This is a genomic window from Microbulbifer maximicatervae (SeqCode), from assembly GCF_052467065.1.
In genome coordinates this window covers 4,232,117-4,251,578 of record NZ_CP174299.1, presented here as the reverse complement: position 1 = coordinate 4,251,578, position 19,462 = coordinate 4,232,117, and the positions used below count along the sequence as shown (strand labels likewise).

Below are 19,462 nucleotides of genomic sequence, written 5' to 3'. Positions count from 1 at the left end.
TTAAGTCTCTTTAAGTTGTTGTTTCAGCTGCTCCAGCTCACGTCGCTTGCGCTCAACTACCGCTGCGTCCACATTCATTCTTATATCACTCTCAATCTCAGCCTGCTTAGCAGCGATACTGTGTGAAAGTCCTGACTTCTTAATGCCACCTTTAACCGTATTTATTACCGGCTTCACAACACCACCAATAGCGCCAGCAACGGCCTTAGTAGGCTTAACAAAGCTCTCATTAAATGCCTTAGCAGCACGCCTGCCGGTATCGCCTGCATCATGTTCTGCAAGTGCCTGGGTGTACTCATGCTCATCCATCAAGGCAGCTACTTCCGGTCTTCCGAAGTCATAGAGGTTTGCTATCGGAGCGTTATTCGCAATAAGCGGACGGGCAATCATGGCGGTTTTTCGGTTTATCGCGAGTAGGTTGTTATCGGTTGGGTTATAGAAGAGAGCGATATCCTCTGGCTCCACCTCTTCCCCATCACCACGCATCTGCTCTGCATAACTCTCGCGAAGGAATTGGAAAGCGGCTTCAGGTGTTCTTCCTGTTTCCTGCTGGAAGCGAATCACCTCATCTTTCCGAATGGCAACCCCACCGACCTGAGTGAATTCATCTTCAACTTTGTTGTAAGCCATTTCTAAAGCGCGATCTTGAGACACCCCCATCTGCATCAGGTAGGACGCTTCGCGCTCAATCAGTCCAATTACTGGCTTACTGTTGAAGTCCGTATCAAGATCTTTTGTCCAGCTGAACCAACCCTCACCAAACTTCTTGCTCAGGAACTCATCACGGCTTGCTACGGGTTCTTTGCTCCACATAACCTTGGGAGGTGGCTGTGTAAGGTCCGTACTATTGATTCGCTGAAGGGCTTGGAGAGGTGTTTCATCAAGCAGCTGATGCTCATTGAAGGCCATTACCTTGCGCCTAGTATCATCAGGCAACATTCCCACATAGCCTGTATCCATAGCCATTGGTAAAACCTGAAGCATCTGCTTAGTTATAGGAGCCAGCTCTTTCGGATCACTTACCTTTTCATCAAATGCTGCAAAGCCACCTGAGAAAACTTGATCCAGTGGCTTATAGCGCTCACCATTCTTTTTCAGGGCATTGAAGAAAGTCTTCATACCCACATCACCTTGCCGCAAGAAGTGGTTGTAAGCGAGCCTTAAGGTATCCCCTTTTAATGTGCCTTCGCCCCTCTCCCACTGCTGCGCCGCAACTGGAAGTTCCTTGTTTAAGGTGCCTTCAAGGAATGCGTTTAGCAGGTAGTGCTTAGCAGTATCCCCTCCAGCTTTAACGCGCTCGCTGTTTATCATGTCCAGCAAAGAGTCTGCTTCAGAGCCAGTGATAACGCCTTTCTCAATGACACCCCCAAAGTAGTCGTATCCGGGTTCTGCCATCTGACCTGAAAGCACTGCTGGTATTACTTGGGTTTCCCAGTCATGTATAAAAGCCAGCTTAGCTTCCTGCTTCTGCTTAGTATTGAGGTCTAGGGTTCTCTGGCGAGCTGCTTTCATCCTTTGCTGAAGTTCATCACCACCAATCAAGCGACCTTGCGAATCCTTCCTGTCCAATACCAAGTCCGCTAACACGGTAGCTTGGAAGTCATTGTCAGTAATCTCTGGCATTGCTTGCACATCAGCCACAAGCTCCAAAAAATCCTGCTCACTTAGTCCGTCACTTAAAGCCAGCTGCTTTAGGGAACCAAGAGCAAAGTCCGCATCTTCAGGGGAGTGATTGAAAGTCTGCTGTAACTCAGGGATTGAGCGGAGCACATAGTCCTTGTAGATCCCCTTCTTATCTTCATACCGTTTTGACTCACGCATCTGAAGCGCCTGCTGACGAGACTGCGCTCCCCAGGTCCGCTTAAGGCGAGTGGCATAGTCAGGATTGTGGATACGGGAAGTGTCTAAGAAATCTGCTGCTTGTTTTGAAAGTTCATCTGGCTCTAAATCCAGCAGGGATGGATCGCGCTCAACAGCTTTTCTAAAGTTCTGCTCAGCGTCCTTGTAAGCCATTTCAGAAGCTAGGTAGCTCTCCGCATCCAGCTCCTTATTGTATTTATCAGCCCAGCTATCCATGGCCACACCGCCCAATGAAATCAGCTGGTCAACTGTATCTGCCCCATTCTGTTTAGGGGCCACTGGTGTTGTCATAGTTGCGTAGTCAGCGACTTTTCTCTTAGTCCCCTGCTTGCCGACTACTGCATCTAGTGTAACTCTTGCTATGTCGTACCTCCCCCGGAAGTTCCGGTAGAAGTCCCTCCAGAAGTACTACTCCATTGGGTAGCACGACCAGAACCTCCGTCACTTGTGTAAGAACCAGCTCCAGCAATAGCAATATCCAGTAGGTTCTGCTTCCATCCTTTTGGCTGCTGGAGTTGGTTAATAAGATCCACCACACTGCGGTTCTCATTCCGCTTATTAATCATCAAGCGCGCACGGCTATCGTCCAAGTTTCTATCAATGTTGCGGACATTCTGGTTGCCTTGCCCTTCAACAAATGACCTTAGACGGAAGATTGAGAAACCTCCCACTCCATTCTCAGCAGCGCTTAAAGAGACCTTATCTGCTTGACGCAGCATGGTGAGCTTTGCCTGTAACTTATCGTCAACAGACTTTTCTTGCTCAGTCTGAAATACACGGTTCATTTCCCGTATATTCAACGATGCACTTTCAACGGCAGCATCTCTCCGCTTTCTATTCTCTTTAGCTAACTTCTTGTCTTTGCGATTAGCAATCAACATGTCAGCTACAACTGCGGCAGCAATTGCATACGGATTGCCCGTACTAGCAGCCGCAGAAGTTAATTCACCGGCCATTTAACCACCTGTATAAAACTGTGTTTGGAGCCATTGAAGTTGGCTACCAATTCACATTCAGAAAAGCCTAATGCCCTCACATATCGGAGAGCTGATGTATTCTCTTCATGGATGTAGTTGTAGAGTAGTTCAGAGGAGTAATCAGCAAGCTTTTCGCGAGACTCCTGCATGAAGGCCCTAATATTTGACGGCCTCTCAGATGTTGGAACCATCCAAGGCAGTACGCCATGTTGGCCATGACGGAATCCAGAAAGCCCTATAAGCCTTCCGCCATCCCAGATAGAAAAGGCTTCGCCACTGCTCTCAACACACCTAGTCAACATCCCTGCAAAGCGGCTTCCAAATACCTCCAACTCGACTCTATATTGGGGGTGAACATCAGCCGCTACTTCCTCAACATCTCTATCTACTACGGGCTTCAAGTCATACATCACTACAATCGCCGTGCTCTGTATGAGTAGAACGCCTCCCATTGAGCAGACAGGAATACCGCATCAAAGGGGCTCCAATTAGAGATATGAATTCTCAGCCTATCTGCCTGCCCCATTACCGGGAAAGTAAGCTCACCCACCGCCACAGGTATCTCCCCAATGATGTTGTCAGCTGAGCCGATTACCCTTGCATTGAATTCCTGTGCGCGTATATCGCTTCTACCAGTAACTTCAGCAGCCACTACAAAGTGACTTGTATCTGCATAGTTCAAAATGATGCGACGGGCCTGGGTGCGTCCACCTACTAGAGGTGTTCCTGAGCTATCCCTGATTGACAGGCGAGAGAAAACATATCGCTGCTCATAAGGGAAACCTACAAAGGCACGGTCCTGAAATTGAAATACAACCCGGCCATCCCAGTCCTCTAAATCCGAGCTACCAATCCCTAAACCAGTGACTTCCTCGCGTCTATCCAGTAATACGGGATGGCCAAGTTCTTCTGCTAAGGGATCGTATGAGAGATTCATTCCCTCGTAGTAGTAAATGTAGGTGGGAGCTTCCATATCACCACCCTCGTTATATCTGGTCAGCAGTCGTAAGTAATTTGCCTCCAGAACTATATCAAGCACCTCAGCTGAAAATTCCCATTTCTGCCAAGCACTTTGAACTCTCTCATCCCTCTGCTCAGCCCAGTTGTAGACGTACATGAAGCCAATCGTATCCTCATGTGACAAGCGAGGAAGCACGAACAGAGTGTCTTGCGTAGAGTTACCAGCAAGTCTATGAACAAACCCTTCAATATAATTAGGGACATGCTTAGTAATATCAAAAGCACGCCATTTATCCCCTTCATAAACGTACTCCCAAATTGCGTTAAAGTTCCTCTTTCTGCTACAGAAGAAAATCTTATCTCCCACCCTGATGGGGGCCACATTCACATCAATTCTGTATCCCGTTGTTGGGACTACCTGAACCGTTTCCGCACTGAATATTTCACCCCCACTACAGCTGTATTGCTGATTTTCTGAGAAGAGAATTAACTCCTTTTCATAGGGGATCATGTGTTGAATCGGAGTGACTTTATTGTTGGATATCGCAATATCTATTGAGTCAGATTCAAGCGGCTGAATAACGGTGGTGGGAAAGAATCTAAAGTGATTGCCAGCCTCACTAAATACCAAGTTCTCATCCGTTGCAAAAACGAGGCGATTCTTGAAATAGGACATACTTGTAATCGTGCGGATTGCTGAAAGCTGGCCATCTGAATTGATTGAACTGGTAAAGCTCGGGAAGGGAGCTGTTGCGTAGTCTCCAACTTCTCGCGCTGACCAGGGAGCATGAGAAAACTCAAAGTAGATTCCGTAAGGGTTATCCTCATCCACATACTGAGCATCCTGCTTACGAGTCAGTAGATGAGGCATGGTATTTCGGTCCAACTGATTAATCAGACCAGGGGCTACCGTTTCTTCCCAAGTGCCCGTAGTTACCCCACCTTCCTTGTTATAGACAACATGGTAAGCCTCACTTTCAGCATCAGGCTCCGGTAGTATCTTCAGACGGAACCCATCAGGCGCATCAGGAGGTAAGTCGGAAAAGTTTTGTGCCTTGTGTTTAAAGGCAAAGAAAGCCTTACCACCAAGGGAGTCAACAGCCTCAATGGTATAAGTATCTGCTGAGTGGACCGTTAAATACGTTCCATAGCTAGTAGCCGTACAACCGTGAGAGCCTGTCTTGGAGTTTATTGCTGAGACTATTGAACTGGTGATTACCTCAGTTGCCAGCCCTGCACGCGCCCTATCGGTGTCAGCTTCAGGGGTTTCGTATGAGCAGGAGTAGCCATTCAGCTTCAAAGTATATTTTGTTGCGTAGTCAGCTTGCTTCACATAACAAAGCGACCGATTATCCTCAAGGTAGCCCTCTTCAATGGAAGAGTTGTCAGTAGTATCCCAAGCGCCGAAGCCAAGACCGGCATCAGCAATCTCAGTAGATATTTCACCCGGCTCATAATCCCTTGTAGTAATTACAATTGAGTCAATGCTTTTCGTAGGTACTTTTGAACAATCAACACTCATGGTATATATGTCCTGATAAATGAATTCCTTGCACTGCTCCTGTAATACTTCCCGTATACACCACGGTCATCCAAGCCGGGTGGTCTTTGCCAAGTATTTGAATTCGTGTTTCCTAGCTTCTTTCTCTTCTGAACGCTGTTCTCAGTGATATCTAAATCACTACCGCGAGGGCGTATGATTGAAACCGTAGAACCTTTTACATGCACGGTGTATGACGGGTAATAGGTGCGTAATGATTCGCCTAGTGAACGCGCACACTTCTCAGCTGTAAGACTTTCATCAATATCCAAAGTCACTACTTCAGGGGAACTTAGCCCAACGATGTACTCAATCTTATTCATATCAGTACCACCGCACGCATGATGGGTGAGTGCTGCTGAAACAAAGCTGGGGATTGTTACTTCAATCGTTGTCAGTACATTTGAGGAGGCCATTAAGTTGTCTCCCGAACATATGCCTGCTCAACCGGAACCTGCTTATTTAGGATGATTGAGGTATCTGCTGTTGTGAGCACCTGAAACTGATTCTGCACGTTCTCTTTAGACCTGTGCCGCAAGTACTCTTTATTAGCTTGTGCATTATCTACAACGGGATACTCAACCCCTGTGTCTGTGTTGAAAACACGTACTGAGCCATCTGTGATAACCATGATGTACCGCTCATTGGTATCACGCTCAATAAAATGAACACTCGCGTCAGACGTATCAAGGTTTGCTAGTGTGCTTATAAGCTCAGTGGAAGGCCGCTTACCCATCCCATCAACGAGTGAGTTCCTACAATTTATCTGGTCCTCACATTGAGTTTCACTACGGAGCTTTTCTTCCTGCTGGCTTACCCCACCAATCAGGTTTCTAATTGATTGACTTAGTAAAGACATTACTACCCCCAGCAAGAGTACATAGAAGCCAGGTAAGCATCAGCACCGCTAGTAGTCGTGCTACCACCACGCAACAGGCTCTGCATAAACTCTGAGTTCTCTTTGAGGTTGTGATGAGCGTTTTCTGACTCACTCTGTAAGAGAGAGATGTGAGCGGTACGTTCGGCTTCTTGGAGAAAGCTATCCAGCTGTTTAGATCCAACAGTAGCTTGCTGGAAACGGCGTGTAGCGGAGGTTAGAACAGCCATCATGGCTTCATGGGGAAGCTCTTCAAAGTCAATTTCAAGCACCAAGTGAACAACCAAATCCGACTGGAATTTCTTGGTCTTGTTCACGTTGTCGTATAGATACAGCCCGCGTTGAACAACATCGGTAGAACCTGTATCCACACTGAGCGTCCCTTTGGGAAGCTTTAACTCTGTATAGAAGTTACGCGATAGCTTGTAGTTATTCTCTGTATTGAAATACCAACCCTTAGCCTGAACTGTGGTATTAGTCTGACTGAGGATTGTTTCGGCTATACGGGCATCTGCAAATGCCTCTCCAAGTTGGTTAACAGGGGCCTCCCCTATTCCGACCAACATGTAATTTACAGCATCTAATTTGGTCATTTAATCCTCTAAAAAAAAGGGAGTCTCCTAAGAGACCCCCAATTGAGCTAACAATAAATTATGCTTTCAGCAGCGGGATGGAACACTCAGGACGTAGAATGTCGTGGCCCAGTGCTTGAGTAGCCAGGATGGTATGACCAAGGCGCAGAGGCTCTTCCACTACCTTAGTGTTGATCCCCCAAAGCTCAGTAGTCGCAACTGCTGAACTAGAGAAAACCAAGCCAACTACGTTTGAGTAGTCACCGCGATATTTCGCTTCATTACCGGAACCAACAGTGACATCTGCCAGCGGCTCTGGGTCGTTAATACCTGCGCTTTCATCAGTGCTGGGAATATGGTTAGACTCATAGATTGGAGCACCGGCAACTTTCGGAACATAGCCTTCAGCAACGCTACCGGTACCACCTACGTCACGGTTCAACCACACGGCATTGGCAACGGAAGGTACAGTCAGGAGGGCTGCATACTGGTCAGGAGGAAGTACTACTACTGGCTTCTCTTTAATATTCTTTTTACGGAACTCAGTAACAGCCTTCACAATGGCTTCATAGATCTTGGTGCCATCCAAATGGTCACTCGCACCAGACATTTGAATTGGCTGGGTATACTCTTGACCTGTAATCGCAGTCAAGCCAGCAGCAGTCATTGCAGTTTGGTCAGTAATCAAGCCTGCTTGTGTCACCATACGGAATACATTACGGTCAACAAGCTCGCCTAGTTGAGAGCCACACTCCATTGAATATTCAGAGCGAGTGTCAAAGTGGAGAATCTTCTCATCAATATCAGCAATAAATACTGGAGAGATAGCAACGTCATCAATAGTTACTGTACGTTCTACAGTCGGGATTTTTGATGCTTCAATCAACTTACCAGGGGTATGGTAAGAAGCGTTACCGCGCCCAAACAAAGGGAACTGGGCGGACTTACCGGATTTAATAGTTCTTTTACGGGTAAGCTTAAGTGCAATATTATTTGCGTGCCACGCACTCAAAACCTCACCTGAGAAAAGCTTCAGGCCCAGTGCGCGAGCATCCCCAGCATTGTTTACCTGCAAGGGATTTGATACATTTTGGTCAGTAGGAAATGCCATTAAAAAATTTATTACCTTCTTATAGACATAGGAATCCCCTACACAGCTAAGTGCATTAGATTTATGTAGAGGACTTACTAGATTTTGTTAATTAATTGGGGAGGTTTTTAGAATGTGGAGAGAGCTACACGATGCTCCACTTCTTCCCTGTAAGCTGGGTCGCTGTAATAACGCGGATCTGCAATAGCCTGATTCAACTCTGCTTGAGAGCGATAGCCGCTCATGCCTTTAGTATTGTTTCCAAAGTTCAGAACCGGCTCTTGATCCATTGTGTTTTGATGGATAGCTTGCAGAGCACGTACAGCGAACAACATGCCTTCCTGATTACCTGAAGCCATCACATCGTTGAATGCTTTAACCTCACCTTCAGGTAGGTTCTCAGAGGCCCAGTCAGTCAACTGGCTATACTTATCTTCACCACCAACAGCTTTGAAAATTTCACCAGTGGTCAGGCGGTTTTGAAGGTCGCTTACCTGTGACTTAAGGTCATCACTATCGCTATCACCATCCTTTTCATCACCCTTAGGTGTGGTTTCAGGGCTCTGCTCTTGAGACCCTTTAAGCTGGGTGTAAGCAGTTGCAAGCTCTTCAACAGAACTGAAACCCTCTGGTAATTGAGGCGTATTGCTGTTGTTGTCACCCGCTGGTGTGGCTTGCTGAGCGGGATTTGCACCGCCATTATTGTTATTGCTCTGGGGGTCAGAACTCACCGTAACCCCAGTATTGCCTTCGGCCATTTAAGTCGTTTCTCCTTGAAACTGTTTCATTAAGTCTGGCGACATTTGCTGTAGCATCTGACTTAGTGCTTCCTGCTGTTCGGCTTTCTTTATCTGCTCAGTTGTTTTAACCAAGTCATTGGTATCCAGATGCAAAGCAGCTCCAATGCGCTTCACAAACTCATCAACATGGGTATATTTCTGTACTAGCTCAGGAGATAGGGCCTGCATAAAGCTCTGTAGGACACGCAGCTTTTCTAGTTCCTGTGACCGGCCAAGCGCCTCAATACCAGTTAAGACCTGTGGCTCAATGTCACCTTTCTTTATTTGTGGCAGCCGTCCTTTTCGCTTAAGTCTCTCCATAATGATTGAGACAAGAGGCAGCTGAAGCTCCAGTGCTAGTAACGTATAAACCCCACCAATGGCTTGCTCTAACTCAGCAGCCATAAAGCGGATTTCCTCAGCGGTCACACGCTCAGCGTTACGTTGAACAGAAGTGTTTAATAGGAATGCGTTAGAAAGCTCCCTATTGATTTGGCTAATCGTTTCGGAAGCGATTCTAAAATCGTGGAATTTGTCTAGCTGAATGGTAGTCACATCCTCTTTCTTACCTCTGAGAATGTCCATATTGCGTGCTTTCTTAAACGCATCGGGTGATAGTATTGATCCCTGCTCAATCAGGAATATCACCCTTGCAGCGGCTTGCGAACCATCCACGATTGCTTGTGAGAGCTTTTCAAGGGATACCAAATCCCCTAAATGCTCTTCTACATAGGAGCGTCCATAGTCTTCACCATCTACCCTTATCATCCGTAGTGGCAACCAGGGCAAAGTATCTTCTGAATACTTACCACGGGATTCAGGTACAACAACGCCTTTGATTTCTTGGTAGACCCTGAAGCGCTTTCCAGCACGCCTAATAACTGTGTATTGATTAAGCTCTTTTTCTGGGTCGGGATTAATCTGAGTTGGGCCTAGCACAGCGTCTCTGACTGAAGCTGGTATGTCATCAGGAGTGATAACTTCTTTGATAATGCACTCACTAATGCGACCCAAGCCGTCACGCTTCAGTACATACTTGTCTAGCCTATAGCCCTTCACACCCTCTGGACCGAAGTACAGAAGATAATTTCCAGCCACCATTAGTTGTCTTATGGCTTCGTATAACCTGCTTCTAAGCTGGCTGGATTCAATCTCTTTCTTGATGATTGATTCCATCATTGAAAGAGCTTTATCAACCTCCCCTTTCGTACCTTCAGCATCTATTTCTTCAGATAGGAGCAGCTGAAAGAAAGGGGTATTAGGTGGCAATAACGCCATTACTAACTTGTTTGTTAGATGTTTTACACCACGACTACCAAGGCCCTGATAAGGAGTTTGCAGTGTTTCTGCATTCCCATTGACAGGGAATAGCGAGGGTATTGTCAGCCCTGCACACTGCTCAGCACGTTTGATATAGGCACTGCGGGTGGACTCTAGCCTTCGGTATCGTGATTCAGCATCAAGACTTCTACTTGGTTTATTTTCCATTAACTCTTTGTCGGGATATTAAGACCCGCACCACCAGCCTGCGCTCCATTGATATTCAACGCACTCAAATCCTTACGCAGACCTGCCTTATTAGACTTACGACGCTGGCGTGCAGTCTTTCGCTTCTCAGCTACTGCTTTAATCTTTAGGTCGGGAGCGTTCTGAGGTGGGGGTGCGGGAGGAGGCGGAGGTGGTGGTGACTCGGGTGGGTCGTCACTCATGCACACTAGGTAAGTGGTCCTCTTGCTTTGGTTCTAAAAGGTTTTCTATGTACTCAAGGAGTTCAATCTTCCCTATCCTACGACCGTGCTCAAATGGGTCTATAGGGCGTCTGGGGATCTTCTGGTCAATCTCCTTTCGTAGCACTGTTAGTAAATCTTCCATGCTTATGCCTTAAGGCAACAAAATTAGCGGACGGGAATTACTTCCATTAAGCGAAAAGCCTTCCAACTGAATCCCGTAGGAAGCTTCCCAGTTGAAGGAGCTTGTACACAAACACGGTCCAGAAGCTTTTCGCCCGATTCATTACACGGGATGTAAACGACTGCTGCTTTGACTGGAGACGCTTTAGAAGATCCCTTAGTCTGCTTTGAGCTGTCCTTTGTCTCGCTGCTCTTCTTGCGTGGGCGGCTTTTCTTTTTATCCGCTGCTTCATCCGAAACATCGCCCTGCGCTTGTGCAGAGGCTTCTGCTTGTTTTTTTTCATCGGCAATTTCTCCCTGCTCTACCGGATCTTTGTCATCGGGCATATCTGTTATTCCTTGAGTTGTTTTAAAGCTGGCTTATAAGCTATTCGCCGATAGCAGCCTTAAAGGTTGATATGTATTTGCTCACCGTACTGGTGGAAACCTTTACTTCCTTCGCGATCTTGCCCTGAGAAACACCTTCTTTATGGAGGCGTTCTATATGCTTAATCTTGTAAAGAGGCAGTCTGGTTTTCTTCACGGTCATCACCTTTATGTGAAGTGTTGGTTGTTTAGGGGGAATTACAAAAAGCGGGGAATCAGATTACGAGCTACCCATAATCCAGTATTCATCCCCCTCCAGCATTTTGTTGTACCCCTCATCAAACTGCTTTTTAGGGCTCCAACTTTCATAGTGGTCAGATGTGCCTGCTCCATAGACAACCAGATAGCCATCATCATCTGGGTTTTCATTAGCAGGAATTGTCCAGCCGCGATACTCGTTATATTCACCGCGTTTCATAGGAGTCGCATGGACTTCCTTGTGGCACCGATATTTAAATAACCGCATATTTGCACTCATAGTAAAAATTTACATAAGCAGGTAAGGGACAATTACCAGGGAGAAAAGGAGTATTACCAAGGTCGTTGCAAGGACTCCAACACCCACTACCAGTAATCTCCAGCCACCCGTTTCAATTGAAATACTCACCCAGCCTTTTTCATTTGACAGTATTAGGAAATAGATAATGCCTAAGAGGCATGATGCAAAACCGGATACTGCCGCTAAAAAATCCATAGTTACTCCATGGTATTTACTACCCACTCAGCATCCTCCCTCATCCAAATTCAAGGCGAGCGAAGGCAGCCTGAAAGATTTAACTTTCAAGTGAACAAGAAGGTTTAGGAGGATTTTATGAGTAGGTGTGAGCGGGGGTTAAGCAGGATTAAAATGTTGTACTGCTTCTAGTTCTACCCCAATTTCCGGGGTGTCATCGGAAGGTTTTTCAAATTTCTGCTTTTCTCCTTCCTCATACATCTCGGAGGAAATTTCCAAGGCTTTAATGCGAAGCTTGTCCTGATTCCCTGCTGAGTGACTGAGGCTCTTAATTAGATAATTCACAATCCTAGAGATAATTGCTGGAGAGAGCCCCACCCTCAGACCGCCATATGCTACATGTGCGATCATTGTAGCCTTTGTGATAAAGCCCGCTGATTCATCTTCAGAACCAATGGGTTCAGAGACAGCTTCTTTTGTTTCACAGGATGGAGAACCAACAGTCGCCAGTGCCTGCGCTTTACCTGCTTCAAAGAGCACCTTGCTATCAGACTCAGTATCAGTTGATTCATGACATACAAGGGAGATTAATATACTACTAACTTTCTGAGACACGCCAGCTAGAAACATCCCTCTAAACATATGAGCAACAACAGTAACCATGGCTTCGCACATTACAGCTTCAGTTTTATCTTGAGACATTTTGAAAGTCCTCTTTAAAGGTTTAGAGATAATGCTCCCCAGGAATAAGGGAACAAGGTTTGGCAGATCTCATCCAACTTATTAGAAACCTGCCGAGATTCTTTGGAACAGTCACTCACTGGAAATGTGTGATGCCTTACATAGGCCATGAACTCACTAACATCACCTGTCCATAACCACGTCTTACTCTGTGATGCTTCCGAGAAGTTGAGCCGGGTCATAGTGCCCATGCCAAGCTCTAAACAGCTCACATACACATCATGTGGTGCGGTTACAATCACGCTCAGCATCGTGTGCCTAAACACCTCCCATTTCTTATCATCAGCGGCATCAGCTATACGATCTCTTCCATCATCATCAAAAACAGGAGTTAGAATCGGCTTATCTGGGGCGTATACCCAATCCTCCAAACAGTTCCAGAACTCAGGTTCAAGTTGCGTAGAACCAGCGGCATTAGCAACCGTTAAGTCTGTTCCCATGTGATGTACATATTTCACTTCAATGTTCATTGATAGGCTCCCATAGGATTACTTTTTTGTTGTCAAAGTCGTAGTCAGATGCGCGTAAAATCCTCGCAACTTGTGCTTGTGATAGTGCATATTCCTCAGTTAAACCTTGCTTCGCATAACAGCTAACAACGCCTTCCCAAAGATCTTCACAAGGTATCTTTCGCCAGCGCTCTTCAGTCTTTCCTTTCCTAGGCCCAGACTTGAAGGTATGTTCGTATTGCTCCCACTGATAAGGCTCAGCAATCAGCTCTTCAGCACCTGATAAACCCATTCCAGGGCAGCCGGTATAACCATCCGTAACATCACCAGCAATGGACTGAGCCATATGCCAGCGGTCAGCCTCATCCTCAGTAATCAGACGAGGCTTAGTGTCCTTATCAGGGTTGAAAACAAGTGCAGGGATAGTCCGAAGATCTTTATCTTCACTGACAATAATCTTCTTGAACTTGGGCTTATAACCGGCATGAGTAGCGAGAATTCCCATCACGTCATCAGCCTCCAGGCCGGGACGTAGAAAGGACTCATACTGCTCACAAAGTGCCGCCTTCACCTCAGGCAGCTTCATGGGTTTGCGAGTCCCTATACGGTTTCGCTTATAGGTAGGTAGAACGTCTTTTCGCCAGTTGTGGTCATCAGTCAGGCAGAGCACCACCTCATCAGCCTTTAAGCGCTCGCGAATAGATTCAATACGCTCAACAGCGTTATTGAGAGCCACCTCAAAATTTGTTGCTAGGAATGTCCAATCACCAAAGTCACATTCAAACTCAGCCTTTGCACATGCCTTGTAAGCAACAATATCGGTATCAATCAGGAGCAGTTTTTTCATGCTGGGAACCGCCCTGTTCTTAAGAGGTAAACATTGCGTTCACCACGCTCCCCAACCTGCTTATACCAGCGAGAGTCTTTAGCCTGTTCAGCAGCCTCTTCCCAATCATGTGCTTTAACAGCAGCAATCATCTTCTTGAAGCCTTTGAAGCGTCCGTACCCCAGGTTGTACGCCATATCCAATAGCGCACAGTAACGGCCATACTGATTCTCTTTTAAGTCAGAAATAAAGATCCAACCAAAGATATGGAAGAGGTCTTTCTCAGCGAGTTCAATTGCAATATCAAGCAACCGCTCAGCAATCTCTTCAGGAATGCCGTTATCTTCTATGTTCCAGCCAAAACCAATAGTCCACTTATCACCAGTACACTTATAAAGTGTTAAAGACTTCCCCTCGCCTAACTTGATATTTTCCCTATGATTCATCATTAATGCGTATCCGCCCAGTTCTTGCCGATATTGAAGTCGGTATCTAACTGGCAGTTAAATTTGAAAAATTCTTGGGTGATTCTCATAGCCTTCTGAGAGAATTCACCTGCCTTCTCGGCGATTTCTTTTGTTCTGCAAGCAACCTGAATTTCATCATGTACCCAGGCAGACAATACAAAGTCCCCTTCCCAACCCAGCTTGTATCCAGCTGACTCCATCAGCTCCATGAAGACACATAGCCATTTCTTGCACACCAGGGCTCCATCAGATTGGAGTAATAGATTCACCGCACTGTGCTCACTACGCGAGTGGAGCCAGCGGCCATCAAGCCCTTTAATCTTTTGTTTAAATTTAGTGCGCTGCCCTGCAACGGATTTACGGAGGGCTGTAATGGCTGGGATAGCTTTTAAGAAGCGCGCTTTAGTTGCCGCTCCAATTTTCTTCTGCTGGTTCGGGCTTGCAGCAGGAGCTAAAAGTGCCCCTATTCCTTGGTCGCCGGACCCATATAGAAAGGCGTATATAAATGTCTTTGCTTCATCCCGCGTCTTCAGTCCAGCAGCTTGCTGGTTAGCGGTATGTATATCGCCTTTTAAAATCTCTTGAACGTATGCCCCGCCATCCCAGTGGAAAATACGATTGGCCAGACAACGCAGTTCCAAACCTGATGCGTCGCTGCCCATCAAATACCAGCCTTCAGGGACAGTGAAGAGGGTTCTTGACTCCTTCCCCTTATATGCCCGTAAGCTCGGTACTTGAGCTAAATTCGGTTTACTATGACTTGCCCTGTGACTTACAGTCCCCAAGGCGTTTACGTGGCAGTGAAGCCGCCCTTCTCTCTCCAGCTTTAGCCACGCATTGTCGCCCTCTGCAAGCTGACCCAGAAGCTTATTGTTGCGGAGATACTGAGCTGCTAGATGCGCCTCCTCGTAAGGAAGAGCCTCCAGCACAGTCTCATCAACAGTTATATTTCCTTTGTCAGTAAATACCTGAGGTTCCCATCCATACCGCTCAATAAGCCCTTTAGCGATGTGGTCACGGCTCCCAGGATTGAACTTGATTATCTCTATCTTGGTGTAAGTCGCCCCCGCTGTACGGTCTGCTTGCAAGGGGTTCTTACGATAGTTAATCGTCTTCTTGGGAGTTACTTCTTTGCCGCGTTTAACAAAGCTTCCAAAGGTGCTTATCAGCTGCTGCTCAAGCTCATACTTCTCCTGAACAAGCTCAGCGTAAAGCTCAGATGCACCGGCCACATTTAATGTGAAACCGTACTGCTCTATCTCAGCCATACGCCAAGCTACTTCATGCTCCAGGTCTAAAGCCTTCTGAGTAGTGCGTTTAAACTGGATACTCTTAAGCAGCTTTATCGTTACCTTCACATCCTGAATACAGTAATCCAGCATCTCCTGTGAGAATGGAATTGTGAGCCACGTATGGGGTTCACCAGTTTCTGGATTGGTATAGTTTTCAGGTTTGAAGTCACCCTTATAGTTGCCAAGACGATAGCCCCACGCCTCTAATGAATGCCTGCCAAGTAGCTTCTTAGGCAGTAACCCACGCTGAGCGAGTTTTATGTCTTCTTCTAAGGGGTCGTTATAGATAAGCTGAGTACAGACAAGAGTATCCAGTACCGCCTTACGGTCTGGCTTAAAGTCTGGGAATAGCTTTTGGATTGCGGGAACATCAAAGTTAATACCGTTGTGAGCGACTAAAAGCTCCGCTCTTGAAAGCATCTCTACGCCCTGCTCAATAGCTGAGCCTGTGTAGATGTACTCCTTTCCGGTATCTATGCAGATTGCAACAATGCAATGGATTTTGGTGAGCTGATGAAGAAGGCCATTTGTTTCAATATCAAAGGCCAGTCTCAACTACAATGCTTCTCCATATTTTTCTTGAGCCAAGATTTCAAGGGTGTGACGAGCCTTGCGAAGGTCTTCAATACCGGCCTTGTCCTCATGGCGAGTTACATATTTAACGATTGAAAATTGGCACGCATCCATTTCATTAGCCATCGCGTACTCCGTTGGCTGGATAGCTAATTTCTTGTAATGCTTTCCGCCTTCCTGAATTGCGTAGGCACTCATTGGGGTACTACTCGGCGTGCTACTCTTAGGCGGAGCTATCGGCCAACTACTCCGATCTTGTAGACCACGGGCAATCCGTGAAGCTGCGTCCCACTCCTCTGGAGAACAGTCATCAAGGGTTTTGCGGGGCGCTGGTGTAGGTTCAGGGGAGGCTTCAGTGGCAGTCACTAACTCATCATCAGAGACAAGATCTAAACACTCTGAAGGGAAATACCAAGAATCAATATAGAAATTGTTTGGGTCGCGCCCTTGTTCAGCTATTTCATAGACCTTTCCATTACCCACATACTTCTCAAGAGTGGGAACCCATCCACGCCAACCCCTGTCAGCACGTACTACACGAACCTTATCACCGACTTTGAACTCGGGCTTAGGAACCTCTTCCACTACCTCTTCAGCGACCAGCTCCAAACACTCTGCCGGGTAGTTCTTACCAAAGGGAGTTAAGTGAAAGTCTCCATCCCGATTCACCCTATTAATAGTGCCCTCACGACCAATTGTTTCATCCATGCAGGACACCCAGCGGTCGCCATCCCACTCAAGCACTTTATGGGTAACACGTACCTTGTCACCGACTTTAAACTCAGGCTTAGGAGCCTCTTCTACTGCTTCTTCAGTTACCAATTCCAAGCAGCCTTCAGGGAACCACCCCCTCTCCAAGCGAACAGTTGAATCGTATTCATCAACATCTTCCACACTATACTGAATGCCATTACCAACATATGAGTCTAACTCATCCACCCAAACGTCATGTTCCGGCTCAGCACGTACTACACGAACCTTATCACCGACTTTAAAAGCAGGCTTAGGAACCTCTTCAACAGCAACTTCTTCAGCGGTTTCAGGTTCTTCTTCAACTAACTCCAAGCAATGGCTAGGGAACCACCCCCTCTCCAAGCGAACAGCTGGTTCATTATCATCAATTCGTTCCACTACATAGGGCTTGTCATTCCCTACTAGCTCTTCTTTCTCACACCCCCAAAGAATGCAACCCTTCCCAGAACGTACAACCTTGACTTCATCACCTTTATTAAAACGCATAACGCGGTTCCTCTTCCTCAGTGCTAGTAGATGGCTCTGTAAAAGTTTCCTGCTCATACAGAAGGCCGGTTTCAAAATCGTATCCAAGCTTTATCGTTACCCCGGCAGCGCGCCCGGTATAACGGTCCTTCAAAATTCTGAACGTCGTTGTCTGACGCTCTTCTTCATCAGCGGCTTGCTGATTCCTTTCCAGGCCAAACATGTAGTGAGCCCAAAAACCGATTGCACGCGACCCTTTAAATTGCCTAACAGTTACGCGCGCGCCTTCCTCATGGGAACCATGCTCTGGTGTGGTGAGGTGGCTAATAACATGGAGGATTAGGCCGTAGCGTTTCGCCAGCATGGCCATATCAGCAGTGACTCGCTCTAGCTCTTCCTTTTCACTTTTCTCAGAGCCAGTCGCCAAGGCTGTTAGGTGGTCTATGTAAAATAGTTTTACGCCTTGACTAGCGAGATAAATAATGTGCTGCTTAATGCTGTCCCACTCGGTCACTCCGAATGAGTCAAAAAGAGTTACCCTGTTTTTAAGTGAGGGACGCTGAATCGTTTCAACCAGTTCCTCTTGAGTCCATCCTGCATCAGGGATATGGAAGTTCTTCTTAGCAACCTTCCCAGCAATTCTTCTGGCGGCTTCAACTGTGCCCATTTCCAGATAGAACACGCCGACTGGTTTATTCAGCGTCTCAACATCAAAAGCCATTTGCTGAGTGAACAGGTCAGTCTTACCCATGCCTGTCCCAGCGCCGAAGAAGTACACCTCACCTGGGCGGCGTCCATAGGTGTGTTTAGTGAGTGTTGGGAGGAACCAATCAAGACCGACTTCAACGGGCTTAATAACATCCTCAACCAGTGAATCTAATGTGACCAGACCATCTGGCCTGTAAGGCTCAGCATTCCATACTGCCCTTACCAGCTCTTGTACCAGCCCCTTCTTAAGCATTTCGTTGGGGTCTTTCTCAGGGAGATTCATAACCCTGACGTTGTGGTCCATGAGCATCAAAGCAGCTTCAGCTACAGCCTCTCGCCCAGGTTCATCCATATCAAAACAGAGAACCACTTCTTCAAAGTTGGCGAGGTATTGAAGGTTGTTGCCAATGGCTTTCTTAACTGACTTCACACCGTTTGGAAGAGACACTACAGGGTATTTATTCCCCTGCACCTGACTTAGAGTCAGCATGTCTATTTCACCTTCAGTGATGATTATTTTCTTACCACCACTGAATAGGTGGGCGCCTATAAGGGACTCAACCACCCCCTTACCAAGGGTCCGAAAGTCTTTGCCTTTTAGTCTTATTTTTTGGCCGATAAGATTTCCATTCAGATCTTTCACATCACAAATCTGAGCGGGTTGGCCTTCATAGAATCCAACTCTATACCCGTACTTTCTGCATGTATCTGCTTGGATTCCACGGGCTTCAAGAAATATGTAGTCGCCTTGAATAGGCGTGATAGTGGAGGCTGCTGAGCCCCCTTTTGACTTGGCTGGGGATGCCTGACCTGTAAGCTCTTCTTCACTGAAGTAGCTATCGCATTTGAAACAAAACCCAGACTCATCTTCATAAATTTGCAGCGCGTCACTGGAGTCACCACAAGGGCACGGCTCCTTCCTTACGCACTCACCCATCACCGACCTCCCTAGCCCAGGTCAACGCATTCCGTAGGGCTTCAGTCAGTGCTGCTACAACATCTCTCGGGCATGAAGCTGCCTGTATTCCTTTGCTACAGGATTCGCTGAGCTGCTTCTTAACAGCTTTGAATCTCTCTTCAGGGTCAGCTTCATACCGTGCAAAGCCGCTTTTCACTGTGCCGTCATAGACAGCTTTCATTGCGTGCTCTGTTCCTTTCAACTCATGGATGACTGCTGCCAGCCGTGTAATTCCAAACAGTTGAAATGCTTTATGAGAATCAATTGATCCCCACTTTTCTACGAACTCAATAACTTGTTCTTTCTGGCTCATCCACATCCACCATGAATGCAGGCCCAGCCTCTGGAAACTTGTCCTGAAGGTATTCCACCAGTCCGTTTACAGCGCCCGCTTGAGCCTTTGTGAATTTATCTGTGCCCACTAGCAGGATTAAAATTGATTCCTTATCTACTTGGTGCTCGCCTGTGCAGCACACCTCATCAATCTCTCTACCCTTCTCAACATCACCGTTACGTCTGATGATGTAGTGAGACCTAATTCCCAGCGCACCTTTACTTCTATCAATGCCTTCCATGTCCCACGCTGATTTATCTTCTGAGTTAGGCGTGAAAGTGGCATCAACCAA

At 46.7% G+C, this 19,462-nt stretch carries 22 protein-coding genes; all 22 read right to left on the bottom strand.

The features are described 5' to 3' along the window. On the bottom strand, window positions 1-2,139 hold the full coding sequence (locus ACJJI1_RS18765; RefSeq protein WP_444957604.1) for a hypothetical protein: 2,139 nt from the start codon (window positions 2,137-2,139) through the stop codon (window positions 1-3). 80 nt (window positions 2,140-2,219) lie between these two features. Continuing rightward, the gene (locus tag ACJJI1_RS18760) at window positions 2,220-2,816 is read right to left on the bottom strand and encodes a virion core protein, T7 gp14 family (protein WP_444957603.1); all 597 of its coding nucleotides are present in this window, start codon (window positions 2,814-2,816) and stop codon (window positions 2,220-2,222) included. Beyond that, the gene (locus tag ACJJI1_RS18755; protein ID WP_444957602.1) at window positions 2,801-3,247 is read right to left on the bottom strand and encodes a hypothetical protein; all 447 of its coding nucleotides are present in this window, start codon (window positions 3,245-3,247) and stop codon (window positions 2,801-2,803) included. The genes ACJJI1_RS18760 and ACJJI1_RS18755 overlap by 16 nt, the downstream gene beginning before the upstream one ends. 2 nt (window positions 3,248-3,249) lie before the next feature. After that, window positions 3,250-5,319 carry a phage nozzle protein gene (locus ACJJI1_RS18750; RefSeq protein WP_444957601.1) on the bottom strand — a complete coding sequence of 690 codons (2,070 nt, stop codon included), beginning with the start codon at window positions 5,317-5,319 and terminating at the stop codon, window positions 3,250-3,252. A gap of 433 nt (window positions 5,320-5,752) precedes the next feature. Continuing rightward, window positions 5,753-6,196 carry a phage nozzle protein gene (locus ACJJI1_RS18745; RefSeq protein WP_444957600.1) on the bottom strand — a complete coding sequence of 148 codons (444 nt, stop codon included), beginning with the start codon at window positions 6,194-6,196 and terminating at the stop codon, window positions 5,753-5,755. A 2-nt stretch (window positions 6,197-6,198) separates the two neighbouring features. Then, the gene (locus ACJJI1_RS18740) at window positions 6,199-6,807 is read right to left on the bottom strand and encodes a phage tail tubular protein A (RefSeq protein ID WP_444957599.1); all 609 of its coding nucleotides are present in this window, start codon (window positions 6,805-6,807) and stop codon (window positions 6,199-6,201) included. A gap of 58 nt (window positions 6,808-6,865) precedes the next feature. After that, window positions 6,866-7,897 carry a major capsid protein gene (locus ACJJI1_RS18735; RefSeq protein WP_444957598.1) on the bottom strand — a complete coding sequence of 344 codons (1,032 nt, stop codon included), beginning with the start codon at window positions 7,895-7,897 and terminating at the stop codon, window positions 6,866-6,868. A gap of 107 nt (window positions 7,898-8,004) precedes the next feature. Continuing rightward, complete coding sequence (locus ACJJI1_RS18730) at window positions 8,005-8,634, bottom strand: capsid assembly protein (protein WP_444957597.1); 630 nt, start codon at window positions 8,632-8,634, stop codon at window positions 8,005-8,007. Continuing rightward, window positions 8,635-10,143: a portal protein gene (locus ACJJI1_RS18725; protein WP_444957596.1), complete on the bottom strand. Its 1,509-nt coding sequence runs from the start codon at window positions 10,141-10,143 to the stop codon at window positions 8,635-8,637. It lies immediately after the preceding gene. 407 nt (window positions 10,144-10,550) lie between these two features. Further along, the gene (locus ACJJI1_RS18720) at window positions 10,551-10,892 is read right to left on the bottom strand and encodes a hypothetical protein (RefSeq protein WP_444957595.1); all 342 of its coding nucleotides are present in this window, start codon (window positions 10,890-10,892) and stop codon (window positions 10,551-10,553) included. Between the two features lie 40 nt (window positions 10,893-10,932). Beyond that, complete coding sequence (locus tag ACJJI1_RS18715) at window positions 10,933-11,088, bottom strand: helix-turn-helix domain-containing protein (protein ID WP_371839833.1); 156 nt, start codon at window positions 11,086-11,088, stop codon at window positions 10,933-10,935. A gap of 63 nt (window positions 11,089-11,151) precedes the next feature. Further along, window positions 11,152-11,397, bottom strand: coding sequence for a hypothetical protein (locus tag ACJJI1_RS18710; RefSeq protein WP_444957594.1), 246 nt, complete (start codon window positions 11,395-11,397; stop codon window positions 11,152-11,154). Window positions 11,398-11,418: 21 nt separating this feature from the next. Further along, complete coding sequence (locus ACJJI1_RS18705) at window positions 11,419-11,625, bottom strand: hypothetical protein (protein WP_444957593.1); 207 nt, start codon at window positions 11,623-11,625, stop codon at window positions 11,419-11,421. A gap of 138 nt (window positions 11,626-11,763) precedes the next feature. Continuing rightward, window positions 11,764-12,306, bottom strand: coding sequence for a hypothetical protein (locus ACJJI1_RS18700; protein ID WP_444957592.1), 543 nt, complete (start codon window positions 12,304-12,306; stop codon window positions 11,764-11,766). A gap of 14 nt (window positions 12,307-12,320) precedes the next feature. Continuing rightward, window positions 12,321-12,815, bottom strand: coding sequence for a hypothetical protein (locus ACJJI1_RS18695; RefSeq protein ID WP_444957591.1), 495 nt, complete (start codon window positions 12,813-12,815; stop codon window positions 12,321-12,323). After that, window positions 12,805-13,641, bottom strand: a complete 837-nt coding sequence (locus ACJJI1_RS18690; protein ID WP_444957590.1) for a hypothetical protein — start codon at window positions 13,639-13,641, stop codon at window positions 12,805-12,807. Before ACJJI1_RS18690 ends, ACJJI1_RS18695 begins: the two co-directional genes overlap by 11 nt. Further along, complete coding sequence (locus ACJJI1_RS18685) at window positions 13,638-14,069, bottom strand: glycoside hydrolase family protein (protein WP_444957589.1); 432 nt, start codon at window positions 14,067-14,069, stop codon at window positions 13,638-13,640. Before ACJJI1_RS18685 ends, ACJJI1_RS18690 begins: the two co-directional genes overlap by 4 nt. Next, complete coding sequence (locus tag ACJJI1_RS18680; protein WP_444957588.1) at window positions 14,069-15,934, bottom strand: DNA polymerase; 1,866 nt, start codon at window positions 15,932-15,934, stop codon at window positions 14,069-14,071. The genes ACJJI1_RS18685 and ACJJI1_RS18680 overlap by 1 nt, the downstream gene beginning before the upstream one ends. Next, window positions 15,935-17,191: a DUF3310 domain-containing protein gene (locus tag ACJJI1_RS18675; protein ID WP_444957587.1), complete on the bottom strand. Its 1,257-nt coding sequence runs from the start codon at window positions 17,189-17,191 to the stop codon at window positions 15,935-15,937. After that, window positions 17,181-18,815, bottom strand: coding sequence for a DnaB-like helicase C-terminal domain-containing protein (locus tag ACJJI1_RS18670; protein ID WP_444957586.1), 1,635 nt, complete (start codon window positions 18,813-18,815; stop codon window positions 17,181-17,183). The genes ACJJI1_RS18675 and ACJJI1_RS18670 overlap by 11 nt, the downstream gene beginning before the upstream one ends. Then, on the bottom strand, window positions 18,808-19,149 hold the full coding sequence (locus tag ACJJI1_RS18665) for a helix-turn-helix domain-containing protein (RefSeq protein WP_444957585.1): 342 nt from the start codon (window positions 19,147-19,149) through the stop codon (window positions 18,808-18,810). The genes ACJJI1_RS18670 and ACJJI1_RS18665 overlap by 8 nt, the downstream gene beginning before the upstream one ends. After that, window positions 19,124-19,462, bottom strand: a complete 339-nt coding sequence (locus tag ACJJI1_RS18660) for a peptidoglycan recognition protein family protein (protein WP_444957584.1) — start codon at window positions 19,460-19,462, stop codon at window positions 19,124-19,126. The genes ACJJI1_RS18665 and ACJJI1_RS18660 overlap by 26 nt, the downstream gene beginning before the upstream one ends.

What these genes read in the sequence shown, in the direction of transcription:
- ACJJI1_RS18735 (WP_444957598.1), bottom strand. Translation starts at nt 7,897, where the DNA reads ATGGCATTTCCTACTGACCAAAATGTATCAAATCCCTTGCAGGTAAAC.
- ACJJI1_RS18690 (WP_444957590.1), bottom strand. Translation starts at nt 13,641, where the DNA reads ATGAAAAAACTGCTCCTGATTGATACCGATATTGTTGCTTACAAGGCA.
- ACJJI1_RS18750 (WP_444957601.1), bottom strand. Translation starts at nt 5,319, where the DNA reads ATGAGTGTTGATTGTTCAAAAGTACCTACGAAAAGCATTGACTCAATT.
- ACJJI1_RS18760 (WP_444957603.1), bottom strand. Translation starts at nt 2,816, where the DNA reads ATGGCCGGTGAATTAACTTCTGCGGCTGCTAGTACGGGCAATCCGTAT.
- ACJJI1_RS18700 (WP_444957592.1), bottom strand. Translation starts at nt 12,306, where the DNA reads ATGTCTCAAGATAAAACTGAAGCTGTAATGTGCGAAGCCATGGTTACT.
- ACJJI1_RS18740 (WP_444957599.1), bottom strand. Translation starts at nt 6,807, where the DNA reads ATGACCAAATTAGATGCTGTAAATTACATGTTGGTCGGAATAGGGGAG.
- ACJJI1_RS18745 (WP_444957600.1), bottom strand. Translation starts at nt 6,196, where the DNA reads ATGTCTTTACTAAGTCAATCAATTAGAAACCTGATTGGTGGGGTAAGC.
- ACJJI1_RS18670 (WP_444957586.1), bottom strand. Translation starts at nt 18,815, where the DNA reads ATGGGTGAGTGCGTAAGGAAGGAGCCGTGCCCTTGTGGTGACTCCAGT.
- ACJJI1_RS18720 (WP_444957595.1), bottom strand. Translation starts at nt 10,892, where the DNA reads ATGCCCGATGACAAAGATCCGGTAGAGCAGGGAGAAATTGCCGATGAA.
- ACJJI1_RS18695 (WP_444957591.1), bottom strand. Translation starts at nt 12,815, where the DNA reads ATGAACATTGAAGTGAAATATGTACATCACATGGGAACAGACTTAACG.
- ACJJI1_RS18725 (WP_444957596.1), bottom strand. Translation starts at nt 10,143, where the DNA reads ATGGAAAATAAACCAAGTAGAAGTCTTGATGCTGAATCACGATACCGA.
- ACJJI1_RS18730 (WP_444957597.1), bottom strand. Translation starts at nt 8,634, where the DNA reads ATGGCCGAAGGCAATACTGGGGTTACGGTGAGTTCTGACCCCCAGAGC.
- ACJJI1_RS18675 (WP_444957587.1), bottom strand. Translation starts at nt 17,191, where the DNA reads ATGCGTTTTAATAAAGGTGATGAAGTCAAGGTTGTACGTTCTGGGAAG.
- ACJJI1_RS18685 (WP_444957589.1), bottom strand. Translation starts at nt 14,069, where the DNA reads ATGATGAATCATAGGGAAAATATCAAGTTAGGCGAGGGGAAGTCTTTA.
- ACJJI1_RS18710 (WP_444957594.1), bottom strand. Translation starts at nt 11,397, where the DNA reads ATGCGGTTATTTAAATATCGGTGCCACAAGGAAGTCCATGCGACTCCT.
- ACJJI1_RS18705 (WP_444957593.1), bottom strand. Translation starts at nt 11,625, where the DNA reads ATGGATTTTTTAGCGGCAGTATCCGGTTTTGCATCATGCCTCTTAGGC.
- ACJJI1_RS18755 (WP_444957602.1), bottom strand. Translation starts at nt 3,247, where the DNA reads ATGTATGACTTGAAGCCCGTAGTAGATAGAGATGTTGAGGAAGTAGCG.
- ACJJI1_RS18665 (WP_444957585.1), bottom strand. Translation starts at nt 19,149, where the DNA reads ATGAGCCAGAAAGAACAAGTTATTGAGTTCGTAGAAAAGTGGGGATCA.